This window comes from Pseudomonas sp. KCJK9016 (genome assembly GCF_046231795.1).
Classification (GTDB): domain Bacteria; phylum Pseudomonadota; class Gammaproteobacteria; order Pseudomonadales; family Pseudomonadaceae; genus Aquipseudomonas; species Aquipseudomonas bananamidigenes.
Window position 1 is genome coordinate 126,914 of record NZ_JBJJMM010000001.1, and the last position, 20,581, is coordinate 147,494.

A 20,581-nucleotide genomic window follows, 5' to 3' on the forward strand; every position below is an offset into this window, starting at 1 on the left:
ATCCTTGTGATTTGTCCTACGGCCTGGTCAGAAACCATGAACTGCCTCCCATAAAGCTCCGATGCTAGTTTGCCCCGACGTTCCCGGAGGGCAAACCTTGACCATCAAAACGGCTATCACCATCGGTGCATTTTCACTGGCCCTGACCGGCTGCGGCACCGCCGTCACCGTGTTTCAGGACGACGAAGACGCCACGCGCAGCTTGCGCAAACAAAAGACCTACTGCCTGTCGATTCCGCGCATCTACAGCGGGCTGGCCCATGACTTCTGCCTGCTACACGCGCCGCCCGATCCCACCGGCATTCTGGTGCCGGCCGTTCTGCTCGACATGACTCTGTCCGGGGTATTTGACACGGCTTTTCTGCCGTACACGATCTATCGTCAGGCGGCAGACGGGAATATCAGTGTTTATTGGCGGCCAGGTCGTGGGTAATTACTTTGCCCACAACCACTGAATACAGCGACGTCATCGTTTATGTCGATGAGAGCGGTGATCATGGGATGCAGACACTGGATCCCAACTATCCAGTCTTCGTGCTTGCGTTTTGTGCCTTTCATAAGAGGCATTATTGCGAGAAGGTCATTCCGGCACTGCAGAAATTCAAGTTTGCCCATATGGGACACGATCTGATCGGTCTGCATGAACTCGAAATTCGTAAAGAAAAAGGAGCGTTTTCTGGCCTCTTCATGTCGAGAGAGCACAAGAATGCTTTTCTTGAGGAGCTGACTTGCATCATTGAAGCCAGCAACTTCGTTCTGATCAGTTGCGTCGTGGACAAGGCTTCCCTTCGCGAGAAGCAGGGCACGGGACACAATCCTTATCACCTCGCTCTCGGCTTTTGTCTGGAAACGCTCTATGAGTTTTTGCAGGAGAAGAATCAACAAGAGGCACTGACGTATGTGATTTTCGAGCGCCGAGGAGGGCGAGAGGATAACGAGCTTGAGTTGGAGTTTCGCAGGATGTGTGGCGGGGCGAATCGATGGGGCATTCAACTGCCGTTTGACATCGTTTTTGCAACCAAGCAGGTGAACTCCACCGGCCTGCAGCTAGCCGATCTTGTTGCGAGACCCATTGGCATGAGCGTTTTGAGGGCGGATCAGGGAAACCGTGCTTTTGACGTGCTCAAGCGCAAGTTCTATTGCAGCGGAGGGAGGAGCAAGGTTGGAGAGGGTTTCGAGAATTGGGGTTTGAAGATTTTCCCATCCCCAGAAAGCGAAAAGCCCCGATGATCTCACCGAGGCATTAGCGCCGACCGGGATCTCCCAGTCCATTTGTGCTGGAGTCTATGTCGATGCTACTCGAGTGTCAACGCACCGGCCGGCCAGTTCCGCTAGAGGTTTGTCGGCGCTTTTAAGCTATAATCCCGCCCTTTAGCTGTCTCTCGCCCAGTGCGAGGGCACATCATTTTTCAAGGCGCATCGCGCCTGAATGCAGACTAAAGAGGCTAGACCCCTGTGGCATTGACGATTCTTGGCCTGTCCGGCGCCCTTAGCCATGATCCTTCCGCGGCCCTGTACATCGACGGCAAGCTGGTGGCGGCGGCTGAGGAAGAGCGCTTCGTACGCGATAAACATGCAAAGAACCGCATGCCTTACGAATCGGCGAAGTTCTGCCTGGAACAGGCCGGCATCAAGCCGTCCGACGTTGACGTGGTGGCGATTCCGTTCGCCCCGATCAGCATTTTCGGCAAGGCCCGCTGGCAGTACGCCAAGCGTTACTGGTACGCCCCGGACCGCGCACTCGACGCGATCCTGATGGGCAACCGTCGCTACAAGCGCTATCGCAACAAGATTGTCTGGTGCCTGGAGCAACTGGGCTTCGATCCGAAGAAAATCAAGATCGAGCCGGTCGAACACCACCTGGCCCACGCTTCCAGCGCCTACCACTGCTCGGGTTTCAAAGAGAAAACCGCGATCCTCGGCATCGACGGCAAGGGCGAGTACGCCACGACCTTCTTCGGTTATGGCGAAAACGGCAAGATCCACAAGATCAAGGAATTCTTCGATCCGGACTCCCTCGGCGGCCTCTACGGTGCGATCACCGAGTTCCTCGGTTTCGACATGCTGGACGGTGAGTTCAAGGTCATGGGCATGGCGCCGTACGGCGACGCCAGCAAGTACGACTTCTCCCGTCTGGCTTCCTTCGAGAACGGCGAGCTGGTGATCAACACCGACTACGCCAACGTGATCGGCCTGCGTCGCTACAAAGAAAAGGGCAAGGGTTACTACTTCTCGCCGAAGCTGATCGAATGGCTGGGTCCGAAGCGCGAAGGCGACATCGCCGACGAGCCTTACATCCACTACGCCGCCAGCATTCAGGCGCTGTTCGAAAAAATCGCGCTGCAGATGATCGACTACTATCTGGGCGACGTGCTCAAGGAAACCGGCAAACTGGCCTATGCCGGTGGCTGTGCGTTGAACGTCAAGCTCAACCAGAAAATCATCGCCCGTGACGACGTCAAGGAGCTGTTCGTACAGCCTGCCTCCGGCGATGCCGGCACCGCAGTCGGCGCAGCGGCCTATGTGTCCAACGCCCGTGGCGTACCGGTCGAGAAGATGGAGCACGTCTACCTCGGCCCGTCGTACAGCAACGAAGACGTGATCGCCGCGTGCGCCCGTCACGAGAACAAGCCGACCTGGCGCAAGCTCGACAACATGCCTGAGCAGATCGCCAAGATCATGGTCGACGGCAACCCGGTGGCCTGGTTCCAGGGCCGTATGGAATTCGGTCCGCGTGCACTGGGTGGTCGTTCGATCATCGGTTGCCCGAGCGTGACCGGCGTGGCTGACCGCATCAACCATCAGATCAAGTTCCGCGAGCGCTGGAGGCCTTTCTGCCCGTCGATGCTCGACACCGTGGCGCCACAGATGATCAAGATCGATCACCCGGCGCCGTTCATGACCTTCACCTTTGAAGTGGCGGAGGAGTGGAAGACCCGCGTGCCGGAAGTCGTCCACGAAGACGGCACGTCCCGGGCCCAGGTGCTCAAGCGCGAATACAACCCGCGCTACTACGACATGATGAAGGCGCTGGAAGTACTGACCGGCAACGGCGTGTCCCTGAACACCTCGCTCAACCGCCGTGGCGAGCCGATGATCTGCTCGCCGACCGACGCCCTGAACATGTTCTTCGGCTCGGATCTGCAGTACCTGATCATGGAAGACATCCTGGTGGTCAAAGAAGGCGCAAACGCTTATGACACGCTCGGCTGAACGCCATGTGCTGCAGTTCTGCCACGGCTATGACGGGCCGTTCCTGGACTGCGCGCGGCAGTACGCCAGCCTGTTCGCGGGCACCGGTTATCGGGTCACCACGGTCTTTCTGACCGGAGCGGCCGATAGCGAGGTGGCCGCAGCCTGCGCCTCCGACGAAGTGTTGTTCATGGAATACAGCTCCAAGGCCATTCGTGGCCTGAAGCTGGGCGCCATCGGCGATCTGCGCAAGATCGCCGCTTCACGCAATTTCAGTTTCTGCATCGCCCATCGCTTCAAGCCGATCTACATCGCCTTGCTCGGCACTTCGCTGCCGGTGATTGGCGTGCATCACGCGTTTGGCGATTACAAACGTGGTTCGCGCAAACTGTTCGCGCATATTTTCCGCAAGCGACTGAGCCTGCTCGGCGTGTCCGATGCGGTGCGCGACGACATGCGCCGCTGCCTGCCGAAATGGCCGGCGACCCGCATCCAGACCCTCTATAACCGCATCGATGTTTCAGCGTTGCAGATGAGTCAGGTGTCCGCCCGTGAAGCCCGCGAGACCCTGGGGCTTTCCGCCGATGCATTCATCGTCGGCAACGTCGGTCGTCTGCACCCGGACAAGGATCAGGCCACGCTGCTGCACGGTTTTGCCGCGGCGCTGCCCGGTCTGCCGGCCAACAGCCAACTGGTGATTCTCGGCAAGGGTCGTCTTGAAGATGAACTCAAGGCGCTGGCTCGCGAACTGGGTGTCGGTGATCGCGTGCTCTTTCTCGGTCAGGTGCCGGACGCGCGCAATTATTTCCGTGCATTCGATGTGTTTGCCCTGAGCTCCGATCATGAACCGTTCGGCATGGTGCTGCTGGAGGCCATGGCTGCCGGCGTGCCGTTGCTGGCGACCGCGTGCGGCGGGGCAAAGGAAGTGGTCGAAGGCGTCGGGATTCTGTTCCCGCTGGGCGATGCCGAACATCTGGCCCAGGGCTTGAAACATCTGGCCGGCATGGACGAGCAGCAACGTCGTCAATGCGCCGAGCTGATGTTCGACCGCCTGCGCGAGCGCTTCTCCGACCGCGCCGTACGCGACACCTTCTGGCATTTGCCGCAAGTTACCGATCTGGCACCGAGGGGCTGATGCTCAACCGATTTCAAGGCTGGCGCGAGCGTGGCTGGTCGCCCGTTGACGCCTCAACTTATGCACAGGCCTGGCAGCGATTTGGCGGCAGCGTCGCGACTCATCCCATGGTCGTCGAACGGCTGGCCGATCTGGCCGGCATTCCGGTGCGTTATCTGGCCTGGGAGCAGCAAGGCGAAGTCAAGGCGGCGATCCCGACCTGGGGCCGCGATCTGGCCTTGTCCAAGGACGTGCTCAAGCGCAGTGGCAAGAAAGGCCTGTTCGACCTCGGCAACGCCGAGCTGATCCTGCCGGCCGCCGCCGATGCCCGGGCCCCGCTGCGTCATCGCGGGCGCTACCTGTCGGCGCTCAACGAAAGTCGCTTCAGCGGCCTCAAGTTGCAGACCGAACAACTGGCCATGGCCCGTACCCCGGAAGAACTGTCGAAGAAGTTTCGCTACAACCAGCGCCGCGAACTGCGCCTGCTGGAAGAGGCGGGCGGCGTGGTGCGGTCGGTCGATGAGTTCTCCAGTGCCGAACTGGCCGCGATCTACTGCGATCTGTTCCAGCGCCGCTGGGGTTTTCCGGCCACGGGTGCGGCACGCATGGCCGAAGTCATCGAGCTGTTGCGCGAGCTGTTGATCGGTTCGGTGATCTTCCTCAACGATGCGCCGATTGCCATTCAACTGGTATACCGCGTCGAAGCTCCGGAGTGGATCAGCGTCGAGTACATCAACGGTGGTGTCGACCCTGAAACCCGCGAATTCAGTCCCGGCAGCGTGCTGAGTTTCCTCAATACGCAAAGTGCCTGGGAGCATGCGCGAGCCCTGAACAAGCCGCTGCGCTTTTCCTTCGGTCGTGCCGACCGTGAATACAAGGATCGCTGGTGCAATCCTGTGCCGGTCTTCACCGTATGAGTCAGCCCATGAGCCGCAAACAGCAACTGCTCAAGCGTCACCGGCGCAATAAACGAATCGGCCTGTTGATCGCGCTGATCGTGTTGATCGCACTTGGCGTGGTGGTGGCCTGGTGGCTGCCGCCGGTGCTGGCGGTGGTTGGCTGGATCGCTCATGAAGCGTGGTTTGCCGATCATTTGTTCTATTCGCCGAAGGACGATTACCAATACAGTTTTCCGCCGTTCACACCGCAGCCAAAAGTGCATCTGGACGGTGAGCAATTGCGCCTCGACGAGGGCGTGATGCTGGTGGACGATGCCACGCTGATCCTCGCCGTGAAGGTCAAAAGCAGCTTTTTGGGACGCTTCTTCGATCCTCGGGTCGAGTTGGCCGGTGGTGCCAATCCTGATGCGCAGACGTTCGAACGTGGTGTCAACGGTCTGCGTTATCTGAACCTCAGCGGTCAGGCGCAAGCCTTGTCGCAAGGCCAGTTGCGTCTGCGCGGGCGCTTTTGCCGGGTGTCCGGTGAGCCGATGCTGTGGGCGCTCGAACAACCGGACTACCGCCAGCAGCGGGTGATGGTCATCGCGCCTCACGCCGACGATGCCGAACTGGCCGCCTACGGTCTGTACAGCCAGGCCAAAGAAGCCTGGATCGTGACCCTGACCGCCGGCGAGATCGAAGCCGAACATTATCAACAAATGGGCATGAACAAGGCCGAGGCGGCGCGCCTCAAGGGCCGTTTGCGGGCCTGGGACAGCCTCGCCGTGCCGCGCTGGGCCGGCGTGCCGCAGGACCACTGCGTGCAGCTCGGTTACTTCTGTCTGCAACTGGCGGCGATGCAGGCTGCGCCGAATCGACCGGTGGGCTCGCGGGAAGCCGATCTGAGCGATACGCGCCTGTTCCGCCGGCTGAATCCGTTTACGTTGCCCGGCGATGCCGACGGCGCACCGACCTGGAACAATCTGCTGGCCGACCTGCGTGAGGTCCTGAATCGTGCGCGCCCGGACGTGATCGTGTTGCCACACCCGACGCTGGATCCGCATCCCGACCATATCTGCGCCCAGGAAGCCGTTCTGGAAGTCCTGCGCGGTCTGGACTGGCAACCGACGCTGCTCGGTTACGCCAACCACCTTCACGACAACGACCGCTGGCCGATGGGCGACAGCGGGCAGGGCATTGCCTTGCCACCGACATTCGATGCGACAGTCGCGATGCAGCCGTTGTGCCTGCCGCTGTCGATCGAGCTGCAACGGGACAAGGCCATGGCGCTGGGCATGATGCATGACCTGCAGCCGCCGGCACCGTTCAAGCGGCGTCTGCGCCGGCTGATTCAACGGCTGTTGGCCGGGCGCAGGCCGTCGGTCTACGGCGAGAACGAATTTTTCCGCAAAGCGGTCAGGCGCCAGGAGTTGTTCTGGGCGCTGAAGCAAAGTGAAACAGGCGCGACGGGTGCGCAACGGGGAGAGTCATGAGTCAACGTGCCAAGGTTCTGCAGCTGCAGCCCGACTACAACGTCAAATCCCATGATTTCGCCGACCTCGCCGAACAGATCGTCAAGGCCCTGCCGACGGATCGTTATGAGGTGACGGCGGCTTTTCTGCGTGGCAAACCCGGGCCGGGTGAAGCGGTCAGCCGGGCCGACCGTTCGGTGTATTTCGAGTTTTCCGACAAGTCCCTCAAAGGTATGCGCTTGCGGGCGATGTGGCAGCTGTACAAGTTCTGCCGGCGGGAAAAGTTCGACGTGGTGATCTGCAACCGCTTCAAACCGGTGAACATGATGCTGACGCTCAACCGCTGGTTGAAAGTGCCGTTGTGCATCGGTATTTCCCACGGTTTCGGCGAATACGACCGCTTCTACCGTCGTCGTCAGACTCAACGCCTGATCGACCGCCACTGGCGTTTCGTCGGCGTGTCGCCGGCGGTCAAACAGTACCTGCTGGACAGCGATTGCGGTTTTACCGACGAGAATACGTACGCGATCACCAACGCCATCGACATCGAACAGGCCGAAGGCCTGCAGCACAGCCGCGAGCGTGCCCGCGAGCTGCTGGGCATCGACCCGAATGTGCGCCTGATCGGTGCGCTGGGGCGGCTGGTATCGGTCAAGGGGCATACCTATCTTTTGCAGGCTTTCGCCCAACTGAAAGACAAATACCCGAACACCCAACTGGCAATCATCGGTGCCGGACGCCTGCAGGCGCCGTTGGCGGCCGAGATCGAACAACTGGGTCTGAGCGGTCGGGCGCACTTGCTGGGCTTCAAGGAAAACGCCCTGCAATACGTGCGCGCGTTCGATATCTGGACCATGCCGTCGCTGGCCGAAGGTCTGGGCCTGGCCCTGCTGGAAGGCATGAGCGGGCACTTGCCGGTGATCGCGTCGAACGTCCCGGCCATGTTGCCGCTGATCGAAGGTGCCGGTGGCCTGGCGATCACTCCCAAGGATGTATCGAGCCTGGTCGCCGCGCTGGATACCTACCTCGGGCTGTCGGATGACGAGCTCAAGGCCAAGGGCGAACAGGCCTACCGCTATTTGCAGGAACAGCACGATATCGAGGTCTTCCGCCAGGAATACCTTAACCTGATCGACTCCGGCCTTGAGCAGGCCCGCAAGGAGCAGCCATGAGTGACGAAAAAGCCATGAGCGAAGCCCAGCCCCTCGTCACCGTCATCATCGCGTCCTACAACCACGGACCGTACATCGAGGAAAGCATCCTCAGCGTCATCAACCAGAGCTACAAGAACATTGAGCTGCTGGTGGTCGACGACGGGTCGAAGGATGACAGTGTCGAGCGCATCAAGGCCTTGCAGGAACAGTACGGATTCGATTTCCGCGTGCAGCAGAACCAGGGCCTGACCAACACGCTCAACGGCGCGATCGCACGGGCCAGGGGCAGTCTGATCGTGCCGTTCGGTTCCGACGACATCATGTACCCGGATCGTATCGCGACCCAGGTCGCCTACATGGACGGCAAACCGGAAGTCGGCATCTGCGCCGGCAACATCGAATTGATGGACGCCGACGGCAACCTTTACCCGGAAAAGCGTCAGCGCCGGGACGTGCCGTTCCGGCGTCTGGACTTCGATGACATGTTCCTGGAGCGCAAACCCTACCCGCCGGCGCCCACGCTGATGATCCGCCGTGAGGCCCTGGACAAGGTAGGCGGATTCGATCCGACGATTCGTCTGGAAGACCTGTACATCGAGCTGAAAATCACCCGCGCCGGGTATTTCATCGACGGTCTGAACGTAGTGATGGCGCGCTATCGCAAGCACGCCACCAACTCCTACAAGAACCACCGCTTCATGATCGAAAACATCCTGCGTACCTACGCGCTGTTCAGCGATCATCCGCTGTACGACGAGGTACGCTACAAATCGCTCAATTCGATGTTCCTGAAGACCGCCAACCGCAATCGCAAACTGGCTCGGGAACTGCTGGCGCAGATTCCGTTCAAGGCCTGGAACAAGAAAACCTGGCGCGGTCTGGGCCGACTGCTGTTTTCACCGCTGGAAAAGGACTGAACCATGGGCTGGCTTCAGCGCTGGCGTGAGCGACGCGCCAAACGGGCGATTCGCAAGTTGCCGAAGATCGAGCGCGGCGCTGCACGGTTCGCCCAGACTTATCCTGATTACAGCTTTGGCCGGGGCAGCTATGGCCTGCCGATCGTTCATGACTGGAAGGAAGGCTCGACGCTGAAGATCGGTGCCTACTGTTCGATTGCCGAAGGCGTGCAGATCTTTCTCGGCGGGCATCATCGGGCGGACTGGGTGACCACCTTCCCGTTCCCGGCGATGCTGCCGCAGGCAGCTCACATCCGCGATTACAGCGGCACTCACGGGGATGTGACGATCGGCAACGATGTCTGGCTGTGTTCCAACTGCACCATCCTGTCAGGCGTCACGATCGGCAGTGGCGCGATCATCGCGGCCGGCGCGCTGGTCACTCGGGATGTCGAACCTTATGCGGTCATGGGGGGCAATCCCGCGAAATTCCTGCGCTGGCGCTTTCCCGAAGAACAGCGTCAGCAACTATTGCAGAGTGCCTGGTGGGACTGGCCGGAAGCCGAACTGCACAGCCTGGCGCAAACGCTGTGCAGTGACGACATCGATGGATTTCTCAGCTACGCCCGCCGCCGGCCCTCCTGACCACTCAACGTTCCCGGGCCGCTTCCTCGGCCAGTTTTTTGGGACGCTGTTTCTGGCGTAACCAGTGCAGAAAGGTTCTGCCGGCTTCGATACCAGGCTTCTCGATGTACAGAAATGTCAGGCTGGCGATGACGATCAGCAGGCAACTGCAGACGACCATCAGCAACAGATAGAAGACCGGGTTCTGCGGGTTGAAGGACATCAGGTGCGGCAGTTGCTGCACCATGATCCAGAGTACATAGCCGTGCAGCAGGTAGGTGCTGTAACTGATCTCTCCCAGCCAGCGGACGCTGCGCAGACGCAGGGCACCCCAAAGCGGGTTGCCCGATGCCACGACGACAAAAAACATGCCCAGCAGCAGAAGCGGCATCAGGCTGAAGGCGCGCTTGAACAGGGTCATCGCCAGAATCAGGGCCAGCAGGGCAACCGCCGTGGCGGCGTGGGTCTGCCCCCATGCAACCAGGTGCGGACGTCGTACCCAATAGGCCGCCGCGATGCCGCCAAGAAAACTCGCCAGAAAATGCTTCTTCAGTGAATGCTCCCAGCCGACGACCTGGTACAGGGCATAGACTCCGATCAGACACAGAACGACCTGCAGCCAGGGCCCGCGGTAGATGAACACCATTCCCAGCAGTGGCAGTGCCAGGTAGAAGAACACCTCGTAGGCCAGCGTCCAGGTCACGTTGGAGATCAACATGCCGCTCTGGTGGTATTGATTGATATCCGGCCGGTCGAAAGTCAGCCAGCCCAATACCTGCCCGACCAGTTCTACGGGAGAATCCTTCAGTTCCCAGTCCTGCAGATTGAACACGGTGACAAACACGATCAGCATCAGTGGCAGGTAAAGGGGATAAAGCCGAAACACCCGTGATACCGCAAACGCCAGCCAGTCATGCTGGCGCCCCTGTTTGAGCAGGCGGCTCCAGAACAGGAAACCGGTGATCATGAAAAACAGCGCGACACTGGCCTGACCCAGTTGCGAATAGAAGTTGCTCGGCGGAAAGTCGATCACGCCGGTGTGCAGGTAGAACCAGGTAATGATCGCGTGGTGTATGAAAACGCCGAAGGCCAGGTAGCCACGCAAGCCGTCAATGGTGCCGTAGCGGTTTTCACCATTGTGCTGCAGGTGCAGGGCGGCCTTGGGAACCAGGCGCAGGAACATTAGCGAAGTCGCGATGGCGAGCAGATACGCGACCGCGGCGAACACAGGATTGGTATCCATCATGGTCAGTGGGCCCGGGCAGGGCGACCTCCCTGTTGCACTTGCCTGTACAGATTATCGACAGCCGCCTGGGAAGCCGTCGTCGAATACCCCTGGAGCAGGGCATCGAAGTGGTCCTCGAACAGCCAGCGCTTGTCTACTGTGTAGCGCTGCATGTGGCGCAGGTTACGTTGACGCAAGGAAAGGCTCAAAGGGGACGGGTAGATGCGCAGATCCGCCAGGTCGATCAAGCCGAACTCACCGTCCTCCAGCACCAGTACGTTGCCCAGATGCAGCGAACGGAAATACACACCTTGTTCATGCAGGCGCGCCATGAATTTTCCGAAGCGCTCAACCAGAGCCTGCCGCACGGCCGGTGCGGTGATGCCCTGAAGTACCTGGCGCAAGGTGTGTCCCGGCAACGGGGCGTAATGCACCGCGCTGCTGCCGTCGTCGAGACGATACAGGTTCAGTACCTGAGGGGTCGGAATGCCCATGCGGCGCAATTGTTCGCTGTTGACGGCAAAACGTTCGGAGTACGGGTTGAAGTGACCGGAGGTGTACCAGCGACGGCGGCGGAACAGCTTGAGGAAGCTGCCGTCGGTCAGGCGCAGGACCTTGGGGCCGAGGCCGTCTTCTTCGATCACCTGGGCATTGACCGCCAAGGGTTGCAGACCGCTGGCCGACAGTTTCTGCACCGGTACGGTCAACAGGCGCCGGGCTCGCTGATTGATGCTCAGTGCAGCGATCAGCGCCAGTGGAATCCACAGCAGGAACCAGTGCTCTTTCGGGCGCGAGATAATGCCTCCGCCTTCGGTCAATCCGGCACCGATGCCGAAGACCAGCCAGGTGGACGCGATGATCAGCAGCGGCTGAACCCGTTGACGCCAGCTGCTCAGCAAACCCCACGCCTGGAGAAACAGCCAGGGCAGCAAACCCAGAACCCCGACGTAATACAGGACGCCCAGGGCAAAGCTGTGGGGTTCCTGAAAGTTGTAGCCAACGCCTGGATCGATCGCCAGATCGGCGTTGAAGCCATGACCGATCCACGGATGATCGGCAATTTTCTGCAAGGCGATCTGCCAGATTTCGAAACGGTAGGAGTCACCGCGTTCGGTGATCATTCTGGAAAAAAGACTGACGACCGTGGCGCCGACGACTCCCAGCGCGCCGAGCATCAACAGCGAGCGACGGTTCCAGCAAATGAAGCTCAGCCACAGGGCAGCCATGGTCAGTGCGACCAGAGGGGTTCTCGAGCCGGTGGCGATCACGGCGGCAAACATGATCAGCATCGCCGGCAGGCTGAGCCAGAGCAGACGACCATGCTTGCAGGACATGCTGATGCTCATCCAGTAGGCACAGAAGAAGCCGAACAGGTGGGAGCTGAGCAGTGGATTGTCGAACGCCCCGCCGCCGACCAGACGCAACCCGGGTTGGTAATGCTGGAAAAAGCGGATCAGGAACCAGGTGGTGGCGACCAGCGCGACCAGGGCGGCGACGAACAGTATTGGCGCAAGAATCTCACTGCGGTAACGCACGAGCAGATAGCAACCGACGAACAGCAACAGTGTGTGCAGCGGTGGCTTGAACATGCCGCCGAACGATTCGCCGTCGACCGGCCCCCAGTTCAGGCTGAGCATCGCCCAGGCGATGAACACAAGCAGTGCGACGATCATCGGTTCGCGCAACAGTTCCTTGAACGCCTGCGGTCGCAGGCAAAGGGCGATCAGTGCCGGGATGCTGAACAGGCCATAGAACAGCTTGTGATGCAGGCTGCGGCCAGGCAGAAAGAACAATGCGCACAGAAGCAGGAAATAGCCGGCTGGAAGTATCCACAGGCTGATGAAGTCGAAGATTCGACTGGACGTACTGCTGAAGCCGCGAAGTTGCATGCTGTGAGATTCATTCCTGAAATTGATCGGCCATTTCGTTGATGGCAGTTCGACACTGAAAAAAGACGCATAACAATAACAGCCTTTGTGCGATTGCCAGAACCCTGAGGAAGCTGTGCTAAAGTCAGCGTCCTTTTTATCGACTTTCCTGTGATATGACCGATTCCAGTCCCGCCGCAAGCCCTTCGAGCTTGAAAATCTACTTCCGACTGCTCGGCTACGTCCGGCCGTATATCAGTCTGTTCCTGATCAGCATCGTCGGATTCCTGATTTTCGCATCGACCCAGCCGATGCTCGGTTACATTCTCAAGTATTTCGTCGACGGGCTGTCCAACCCGGAGGCCGCACTGTTCCCCACCGTCCCTTACCTGCGTGACCTGCAACTGCTGCAGGCCGTACCGTTGCTGATCATCCTGATCGCGGCATGGCAGGGCTTCGGCTCCTATCTGGGCAACTATTTCCTGGCCAAGGTTTCCCTGGGGCTGGTGCATGATCTGCGGGTGCAACTGTTCAACAATCTGCTGGTGCTGCCGAACCGCTATTTCGACAAGCATAACTCCGGTCATCTGATTTCACGCATCACCTTCAACGTCACCATGGTCACGGGGGCGGCAACAGATGCGATCAAGGTCGTAATCCGTGAAGGCATGACAGTAATCTTCCTGTTCGCCTCGCTGCTGTTCATGAACTGGAAACTGACACTGGTGATGGTGGCGATCCTGCCGCTCATCGCCTTGATGGTGCGTACCGCGAGCAAGAAATTCCGCAAGCAGAGCAAGAAAATCCAGCTGGCCATGGGCGATGTGACCCACGTTGCATCGGAAACCATCCAGGGCTACCGCGTGGTGCGCAGTTTCGGCGGCGAGGCCTACGAAGAAAAACGCTTCTTCAATGCCAGCCAGAGCAACACCGACAAACAACTGCGCATGACACGCACCGGCGCGATCTACACGCCGATGCTGCAACTGGTGATCTACACCGCCATGGCGGTATTGATGTTCCTGGTGCTGTTCCTGCGCGGTGATGCCTCGGCGGGCGACATGGTGGCGTACATTACTCTGGCGGGCCTGCTGCCCAAGCCAATCCGTCAGTTGTCCGAAGTCAGCTCGACCATCCAGAAGGGGGTTGCGGGTGCCGAAAGCATTTTCGAGCAGCTCGACGTCGAGCCGGAAGTCGATACCGGCACGGTCGAGCGCGACTCGGTCACCGGTCGTCTGGAGGTGCGCAACCTCAGCTTCACCTACCCCGGCACCGAGCGTCAGGTGCTCGACAACATCAGCTTCTCGGTGGAGCCAGGGCAGATGGTCGCGCTGGTCGGTCGCTCCGGCAGCGGCAAGTCGACGCTGGCCAACCTGATCCCGCGTTTCTATCACCACGACAAGGGCGAAATCCTGATCGACGGTGTGGAGATCGAACAGTACAAATTGCTGAACCTGCGTCGCCACATCGCCCAGGTCACCCAGCATGTCACGCTGTTCAGCGACACCGTGGCCAACAACATCGCCTACGGCGATCTGGCCGGGGCGCCGCGTGAAGACATCGAAAAAGCCGCGCGTGATGCCTTTGCCATGGACTTCATCGCGCAGTTGCCGCAGGGGCTCGATACCCAGGTGGGCGAGAACGGTGTGCTGCTGTCCGGTGGCCAGCGTCAGCGTCTGGCGATCGCGCGTGCCTTGCTCAAGAACGCGCCGGTATTGATTCTCGACGAGGCCACTTCCGCCCTCGATACCGAATCCGAGCGCCACATCCAGGCAGCCCTGGACCAGGTGATGAAAGGTCGTACCACACTGGTGATTGCCCACCGTCTGTCGACCATCGAGAAGGCCGACCTGATTCTGGTCATGGATCAGGGACAGATCGTCGAGCGTGGCACTCATGATGAACTGTTGGCCCAGAATGGCTACTACGCGCGCCTGAATGCCATGGGCCTCGATGCCCCGGCCGAAGACATCGCCTGATCCGGCCATGAAGTCATCGGGTGCGCCATGCACCCGATGCTTTGTATCAAATGGCTTACCCTTCTTGACCAAACCTGCATAAAACCCGACACCGCGCTTGCTAAGGTTCCCGGAAGAATTCTGACTTCCATCGAAGGGGCCATCCCCGTCGCGCGGGTACTTTCATGCTGCAACGCTATCTGTGGAAGCTGCTGCCCAAACCGCAGCGAGCTTTTCTGCTGGGGCGCCTGTCCGTGGTCGATCGACAGGCGGTAAACAAATCCATGTCGGCGAACCTGCGCTTTCCCGAAGCCTTCGACCGGCGGTCCTGTCTGTTCATTCATGTTCCCAAGTGCGCCGGCAGCAGTGTGTGCGAGGCGATGTTCGATGGCTGGCGTCCCGGTCATCTGCCGTTGTACTGGTATGAAGAGCAGTTTCCTGCGGAGTTTGCCGCCGCCTTCAAATTTGCCTTCGTGCGAGATCCGTTGGAGCGTGCCTATTCGGCCTATGCCTTCCTGCACGGCAACGAACTGAGCGGGCGCGATCACGCCGCGCAGCAGTTGGTCAGGCATTACCGCGACTTCGACGACTTCGTTGCGCGCTGGCTGCATGCCGACACGATCGGGCGGCAATTGCACTTCGCCGCGCAAACCGACTTTCTCACTGATTCGCTGGGGCGGCTCGCCCTGGACTTCATCGGGTATCAGGAGTATCTGGCGCGGGATTTTCAACTGGTGTGCGAGCGTCTCGGGCTGGCAAGCCGGCTGCAACACGTCAATGGTTCCAGGCAGCGCCGCCCGCAGCCGGCGCGTGACTTCTGTACGCAACGCACCCGGCGCCTGGTACGGCGAGTCTATGTGCGAGATTACGAGATGCTCGGTTATGAGTGAGGCTCTGTCAGTACTGCCGCCGCCGGCGATCCGCCCCTATGCGCTGGCTCTTCCCGCCCGGGTGCGCGCCGCGCAGAAGGCGCAGCACCCCCGCTGCCTGTGGCTGACCGGGCTGTCCGGCGCCGGAAAGTCGACTCTGGCCAATGCGCTGGAGCTGTACCTGCATCAGTTTGGACTGCACACCTTTCTGCTCGATGGCGACAATCTGCGCAGCGGTCTGTGCCGGGACCTGGGCATGAGCGAAGCCTGCCGGCGCGAGAATATCCGGCGTACCGCCGAAGTGGCGAGGTTGATGACGGATGCCGGATTGATCGTGATCGTGGCCGCCATCTCACCGTTTCGTGCGGAGCGGGACACGGCGCGCGGACTGTTTGCCGAGGGGGATTTCATCGAAGTGCATGTCAGCACGTCTCTGGAAGTCTGCTCCCGACGCGATCCGAAGGGGTTGTACCGGGTGGCGCGGGAAGGGCGGATCAAGGATTTCACCGGGATCGACAGCCCGTATGAAGCTCCGCTGGCGGCCGAGTGCCGGATTGACACGGACGAGGTCGAACTGGCCGACGCCTGCCATCGACTGGCTGCCTTGTTGCTCAACAAATGAGCAGAAAAGCCCCTCGTTTCATCCAGTTGCAGCCGCCGCACAAGCCTTCGCCCACCCTGTGTTAATATCGCGCCCCTGTTCATTTTGTATGTGGGTTGCTCCATGAAGTTGTCCATGCCGCGATTCGATCAAGCCCCTGTCTTGGTGGTCGGCGATGTCATGCTCGACCGTTACTGGCATGGTGGTACCTCACGGATTTCCCCTGAGGCGCCGGTACCGGTTGTCAAAGTCGAGCAAATCGAAGACCGCCCGGGCGGTGCCGCCAACGTTGCCCTGAACATTGCTGCGCTGGGTGCGCCGGCGTCGCTGGTCGGTGTGACCGGTGACGACGAAGCCGCCGACAGCCTGAGCAACAGCCTCAAGGGGGCGGGCGTGCGCGCCTTGTTCCAGCGCATTGCGCACCAGCCGACCATCGTCAAGCTGCGGGTCATGAGCCGGCACCAGCAATTGCTGCGTATCGATTTCGAAGAACCGTTCGCCACCGACGCGCTCGCGCTCGCTTCCCAGGTCGACGACCTGCTGGAAGGCATCAAGGTGCTGGTGCTTTCCGACTACGGCAAAGGCGCCTTGAAAAACCATCAGGCGCTGATCCAGGCTGCCCGGGCCAAAGGCATTCCGGTGCTGGCCGACCCGAAGGGCAAGGATTTCTCGATCTACCGGGGCGCAAGCCTGATCACCCCGAACCTCAGCGAGTTCGAAGCCATCGTCGGTGGTTGCGCCGACGAACACGAACTGGTGAGCAAGGGCGCGAAACTGATGCACGACCTCGAACTCGGCGCGCTGCTGGTTACCCGTGGCGAGCACGGCATGACCCTGCTGCGTCCGGATCATCCGGCGCTGCACCTGCCGGCTCGGGCCCGTGAAGTGTTCGATGTGACCGGTGCCGGTGACACGGTGATTTCCACCCTGGCGGCGGCGATTGCAGCAGGCGAAGAGTTGCATCACGCGGTGGCACTGGCCAACCTGGCGGCGGGCATTGTGGTCGGCAAGCTGGGTACGGCGGCGATCAGCGCCCCGGAGCTGCGCCGTGCAATTCAGCGCGAGGAAGGTTCCGAGCGCGGTGTGCTGGGTCTGGAGCAACTGCTGCTGGCAGTTGCCGATGCCCGGGCGCACAACGAGAAAATCGTGTTCACCAACGGCTGCTTCGACATTCTGCACGCAGGCCATGTGACCTACCTCGAGCAGGCGCGAGCGCAAGGTGATCGCCTGATCGTCGCGATCAACGACGACGCTTCCGTCAGTCGCCTGAAAGGCCCGGGCCGACCAATCAACAGCGTCGACCGGCGCATGGCGGTACTCGCCGGACTGGGTGCGGTGGACTGGGTGATCAGCTTCCCTGAAGGTACCCCGGAAAACCTGCTGCGCGAAGTCAAGCCGGACGTGCTGGTGAAGGGCGGTGACTATGGCATCGACCAGGTTGTCGGCGCCGATATCGTCAAGGCCTATGGCGGCACCGTGAAGGTGCTGGGGCTGGTGGAAAACAGCTCGACCACGGCGATTGTGGAAAAAATCCGCGGTAATTGATTCAAGCCAATTGTGGCGAGGGAGCTTGCTCCCGCTTAAATGTGAAGCGCTCGCAAAACGGAAAATGTGCCTGGCCAACGGCGCGCATTGAACGAATCGGGGCTCCTTCGCAACCCGGCGGGAGCAAGCTCCCTCGCCACACAGGTCTACCGCTTGGCTTTCAGCCCGCCTTGCGCGGCACGATCTTCTTCAGCAGTTGTTTCGCCTTGCCGCGCAACCGCGCCAGCCCCGTGTCCTTGAGCGGCGGTGTCAGACCCTGTTGCCGCAGCCAGTCCTTCCAGCGAATCCGCTCATCGCGCACCAGCCAGCCGTCCTGCCGGGCGAAACTCTCTGCCAGATACAGGCCGCGAGTGCCTGCCGGGGATAGCTGACCTTTCTTCAGCGTATACAGCTCGGGCAGTGGCTCGCCGTCCTGCAACGGCATCAGGTACAGGTCGGGGCGTTTGCGGTCGAGCCGGGCGACCAGTTGATCGCCTTCCAGTCGTTCGTCGACATGGAACAGGCTCAGGTTCTTGGCTTCCTTCGGCACATCGAGCCGCAGGTCGTAGATCAATTGCAGGGACGCGGTCGGCAGGTGCACGTACGCCCGTGGCCGTTCGACCAGTTGCAGGTTGGCGCAGCGCACCGGCCGCGCCGAACCGGACAGCGGCGTCAGGCGAAAGGGCAAGGCCTCGCGATAGTGCAGCGCCGAGGCATAGGGCGCCGGCAGCCAGGTATCGTTGAAGCGCCCGCCGAGCCAGCCTTCCGGGGTTTCCAGCAGGCACTCCTCGGCGATCTCCTGGATCGCCGTGTGCAGCGGGATATTCAGTTCGTGCGCCGGCACGTAGCCGGAAATCAGTTTGAGCACCACGTCGCCGCGATCCTGTCGGCGCTGGCGCACCAGCACCCAGTAATCGCGGTTCTGCCAGTGCAGGGTCAGGCGTACCGAAACGCCGAGGTTGGCCAGTTCCAGCGCAAAGCGCTCGGCGTCGGCCACGCTGACCGGTTTGCGTCGCTGCAGGGTCTGGGCAAAATTCAGCGGCATGCCCACGCTCTGGTAGGTCAGGCCTTCGGGTGTCGCTTCGACGAACAGCGGCAGCGTCTTGAAGTTGCTCGGGTTCTTTCTGATGAGCGTACGCGGCATGTCGGCTCCTGCTTAAGGCCGCGGGGCGGCGTCAGTGACCACGAAGGACCCGGGCAACGGTCGCAACGTTGTGGGCGAGGTGCAGCGGATTGATCGTCCCGACAATGGCACTGGCCACGCCAGGCCCGGCGAACAGCAACTCGAAACTGGCGCGCACCGGATCCACCCCGGGACTCAGGCAGACGTGACCGCTGGCCAGGGCCTTCTTCACCAGAATGGCTTTGCCGTGGTCAGCAGCATAGTCAATGACTGCCTTCTCGCTTTGTTCGTTCAGATTGTAGGTGACCATCGCGCAATCGCCTTGCTCCAGTGCCTTGAGGCCACCTTCGACAGTCTTGCCGGAGAAACCGAAGCCGCGAATCTTGCCCTCGGCCTTCAGTGCCGCGAGGGTTGCGTAGACTTCGCTGCCGTCGAGAATGGCCATGTCGTTGCCATCCGAGTGCACCAGCACAAGATCGATGAAATCGGTTTCCAATCGCTTCAGGCTGCGCTCGACCGACATCCGGGTGTGGGCGGCGCTGAAGTCGTGGGTTGACTGGCCATCGGTAAACTCTTCACCGACCTTGCTGACGATGACCCAGTCCTTGCGCTCGCCGCGCAGCAGCGGGCCGAGACGCTCTTCGCTGCGACCATAGGCCGGTGCGGTGTCGATCAGGTTGATGCCCAGTTCCCGCGCCTGTTTGAGCAGCATGCGCGCGGCGTCGTCATCGGGGATCTGGAAGCCGCTGGGGTATTTCACGCCCTGGTCGCGGCCGAGTTTGACGGTGCCCAGGCCCAGTGGCGAAACCAGCAGGCCGGTACTGCCCAGCGGGCGATGCAGGTCGTGCAGGGTCGGCAGGCTCATGGCAGCAGTTGCTCCCATGCAGGTACGCCCATTGGTGGTTTCGGCAATTCCGGCAACGGCGCCGGATGGCCCGGCTGGATGCCGTCGCGCTCCAGTGAAGCGATCACCCGGTCAGCGAAGTCCGGGGCCAGGGCCAGTTTGGTCGGCCAGCCGACCAGCAGGCGACCTTCTTCGGCAAGGAACGCATTGTCCGGGCGAGTCAGGCCGGTTTGTAGCGGTTCGGCGCGGTCGACACGCAGGGTCGCCCATTGCACGTTGCTCAGGTCGATCCAGGGCAACAACTGGGCGATTTCCTTTTGTGCAGTGGCGATCTGTTCGGCCGGCTCACGGGCCACGCCTTCGGACTCGGCAATGTCGCCACCCATGTACCAGACCCACTGGCCATCGGCGGCCGGGTGCGTGGTCACGGTGATTCGCGGTTTGGTGCCGCCACCCAGGCAATGGGCGTACAGCGGTTTCAGGCCCGGGCCCTTGGCGATGACCATGTGCAGCGGTCGGCGCTGCATGGCCGGCTGGGTCAGACCGAGGGTTTCCAGCAGCGCTGCGGTACCGGCACCGGCGCTGAGGACGATGCGCTGGGCGTGGATTTCGCGACCGTCGACCTTCAGGCCGACCAGCACGCCGCTTTCCAGCAAAGGCTCGATGTTCTGGCCGGCGAGCAGCCCGTCACCGGCGAGGTCGGCCAGGCGCTGAATCACGCTGGGTACATCGACCACCAGTTCGGCGAGGCGGTAGACCTTGCCCTTGAAGCGTTTGTCTTGCAGGGCCGGCGGCAACTGGTCGCCCTTGACCTGATCGACCCGTCCGCGCACGGCTTTACTGGCGAAGAAACTGGTGAGGTTGCCGGCCAGCGTACCCGGCGACCACAGGTAATGGGCTTCGGACAGCAGACGCACGCCGGAAAGGTCGAGTTCACCATCGCCTGCCAAAGCTTCGCGCCAGCGACGCGGCATGTCGGCGATGGCTTCCGAGGCGCCGGTCAGCGCGCCGTGCAATGCGTACTTGGCGCCACCGTGGATGATGCCCTGGGATTTCACACTCTGCCCGCCGCCAAGGCTGGCGCTTTCCACCAGCACGGTCGAGAAACCCTGGCGGCGCAGGCGCGCGTTCAGCCAGAGGCCGGCGATACCAGCGCCGACAATCAGCACGTCGGTGGAAATGGGAGATGGCATGCAACGACCTCAGTGTTCAAGACGAGGGCGCAGTATACAGACTCGG

At 61.0% G+C, this 20,581-nt stretch carries 17 protein-coding genes and 1 pseudogene; 13 read left to right on the top strand and 5 right to left on the bottom strand.

Going from position 1 to position 20,581, the window contains the following annotated elements; all coding sequences use genetic code 11:
• The first annotated feature begins 97 nt into the window (after window positions 1-97).
• From ACK6BI_RS00545 to ACK6BI_RS00585, 9 genes and pseudogenes are all read left to right on the top strand, one after another.
• Window positions 98-433, top strand: coding sequence for a YceK/YidQ family lipoprotein (locus ACK6BI_RS00545; RefSeq protein WP_409315581.1), 336 nt, complete (start codon window positions 98-100; stop codon window positions 431-433).
• 20 nt (window positions 434-453) lie between these two features.
• Window positions 454-1,230, top strand: a pseudogene (locus ACK6BI_RS00550) (DUF3800 domain-containing protein); the annotation flags it as partial.
• 225 nt (window positions 1,231-1,455) lie between these two features.
• A complete protein-coding gene (locus ACK6BI_RS00555) occupies window positions 1,456-3,213 on the top strand; it encodes a carbamoyltransferase (protein WP_409315582.1) in 1,758 nt (585 codons plus the stop codon).
• Complete coding sequence (locus ACK6BI_RS00560; protein WP_409315583.1) at window positions 3,197-4,327, top strand: glycosyltransferase; 1,131 nt, start codon at window positions 3,197-3,199, stop codon at window positions 4,325-4,327. The genes ACK6BI_RS00555 and ACK6BI_RS00560 overlap by 17 nt, the downstream gene beginning before the upstream one ends.
• Window positions 4,327-5,223: an antimicrobial resistance protein Mig-14 gene (locus ACK6BI_RS00565; protein ID WP_409315584.1), complete on the top strand. Its 897-nt coding sequence runs from the start codon at window positions 4,327-4,329 to the stop codon at window positions 5,221-5,223. The genes ACK6BI_RS00560 and ACK6BI_RS00565 overlap by 1 nt, the downstream gene beginning before the upstream one ends.
• Window positions 5,224-5,231: 8 nt before the next feature.
• On the top strand, window positions 5,232-6,677 hold the full coding sequence (locus tag ACK6BI_RS00570; RefSeq protein WP_409315585.1) for a PIG-L deacetylase family protein: 1,446 nt from the start codon (window positions 5,232-5,234) through the stop codon (window positions 6,675-6,677).
• Window positions 6,674-7,828, top strand: a complete 1,155-nt coding sequence (locus ACK6BI_RS00575; RefSeq protein ID WP_409315586.1) for a glycosyltransferase family 4 protein — start codon at window positions 6,674-6,676, stop codon at window positions 7,826-7,828. The genes ACK6BI_RS00570 and ACK6BI_RS00575 overlap by 4 nt, the downstream gene beginning before the upstream one ends.
• Window positions 7,829-7,842: 14 nt before the next feature.
• Entirely contained in the window at window positions 7,843-8,727 is an 885-nt protein-coding gene (locus tag ACK6BI_RS00580; RefSeq protein ID WP_409315749.1) for a glycosyltransferase, read from the top strand.
• A gap of 3 nt (window positions 8,728-8,730) precedes the next feature.
• Complete coding sequence (locus ACK6BI_RS00585) at window positions 8,731-9,351, top strand: CatB-related O-acetyltransferase (protein WP_409315587.1); 621 nt, start codon at window positions 8,731-8,733, stop codon at window positions 9,349-9,351.
• Between the two features lie 4 nt (window positions 9,352-9,355).
• On the opposite strand, the gene ACK6BI_RS00590 is transcribed toward ACK6BI_RS00585, so the two are convergent.
• Both ACK6BI_RS00590 and ACK6BI_RS00595 read right to left on the bottom strand, forming a co-directional pair.
• Entirely contained in the window at window positions 9,356-10,576 is a 1,221-nt protein-coding gene (locus ACK6BI_RS00590; protein ID WP_409315588.1) for an acyltransferase family protein, read from the bottom strand.
• A gap of 2 nt (window positions 10,577-10,578) precedes the next feature.
• Window positions 10,579-12,444, bottom strand: coding sequence for an O-antigen ligase family protein (locus ACK6BI_RS00595; protein ID WP_409315589.1), 1,866 nt, complete (start codon window positions 12,442-12,444; stop codon window positions 10,579-10,581).
• 155 nt (window positions 12,445-12,599) lie between these two features.
• On the opposite strand from ACK6BI_RS00595, the gene msbA reads away from it, so the two are divergent.
• The 4 genes from msbA (at window position 12,600) to hldE (ending at window position 17,396) form a co-directional block, all read left to right on the top strand.
• Window positions 12,600-14,402, top strand: a complete 1,803-nt coding sequence (gene msbA, locus ACK6BI_RS00600; protein ID WP_409315590.1) for a lipid A export permease/ATP-binding protein MsbA — start codon at window positions 12,600-12,602, stop codon at window positions 14,400-14,402.
• 164 nt (window positions 14,403-14,566) lie between these two features.
• Window positions 14,567-15,271 carry a sulfotransferase family 2 domain-containing protein gene (locus ACK6BI_RS00605; protein ID WP_409315591.1) on the top strand — a complete coding sequence of 235 codons (705 nt, stop codon included), beginning with the start codon at window positions 14,567-14,569 and terminating at the stop codon, window positions 15,269-15,271.
• The gene (gene cysC, locus ACK6BI_RS00610) at window positions 15,264-15,872 is read left to right on the top strand and encodes an adenylyl-sulfate kinase (protein WP_409315592.1); all 609 of its coding nucleotides are present in this window, start codon (window positions 15,264-15,266) and stop codon (window positions 15,870-15,872) included. Before ACK6BI_RS00605 ends, cysC begins: the two co-directional genes overlap by 8 nt.
• 102 nt (window positions 15,873-15,974) lie before the next feature.
• Entirely contained in the window at window positions 15,975-17,396 is a 1,422-nt protein-coding gene (hldE, locus tag ACK6BI_RS00615) for a bifunctional D-glycero-beta-D-manno-heptose-7-phosphate kinase/D-glycero-beta-D-manno-heptose 1-phosphate adenylyltransferase HldE (protein WP_409315593.1), read from the top strand.
• Window positions 17,397-17,556: 160 nt separating this feature from the next.
• On the opposite strand, the gene ACK6BI_RS00620 is transcribed toward hldE, so the two are convergent.
• From ACK6BI_RS00620 to ACK6BI_RS00630, 3 genes are read right to left on the bottom strand one after another with little or no spacing between them, the layout of a single operon-like run.
• Window positions 17,557-18,519, bottom strand: a complete 963-nt coding sequence (locus tag ACK6BI_RS00620) for a metal ABC transporter ATPase (protein WP_409315594.1) — start codon at window positions 18,517-18,519, stop codon at window positions 17,557-17,559.
• A 31-nt stretch (window positions 18,520-18,550) separates the two neighbouring features.
• Window positions 18,551-19,363, bottom strand: coding sequence for an aldo/keto reductase (locus ACK6BI_RS00625; RefSeq protein WP_409315595.1), 813 nt, complete (start codon window positions 19,361-19,363; stop codon window positions 18,551-18,553).
• Window positions 19,360-20,535, bottom strand: a complete 1,176-nt coding sequence (locus ACK6BI_RS00630) for an NAD(P)/FAD-dependent oxidoreductase (protein ID WP_409315596.1) — start codon at window positions 20,533-20,535, stop codon at window positions 19,360-19,362. Before ACK6BI_RS00630 ends, ACK6BI_RS00625 begins: the two co-directional genes overlap by 4 nt.
• Window positions 20,536-20,581 lie beyond the last annotated feature (46 nt).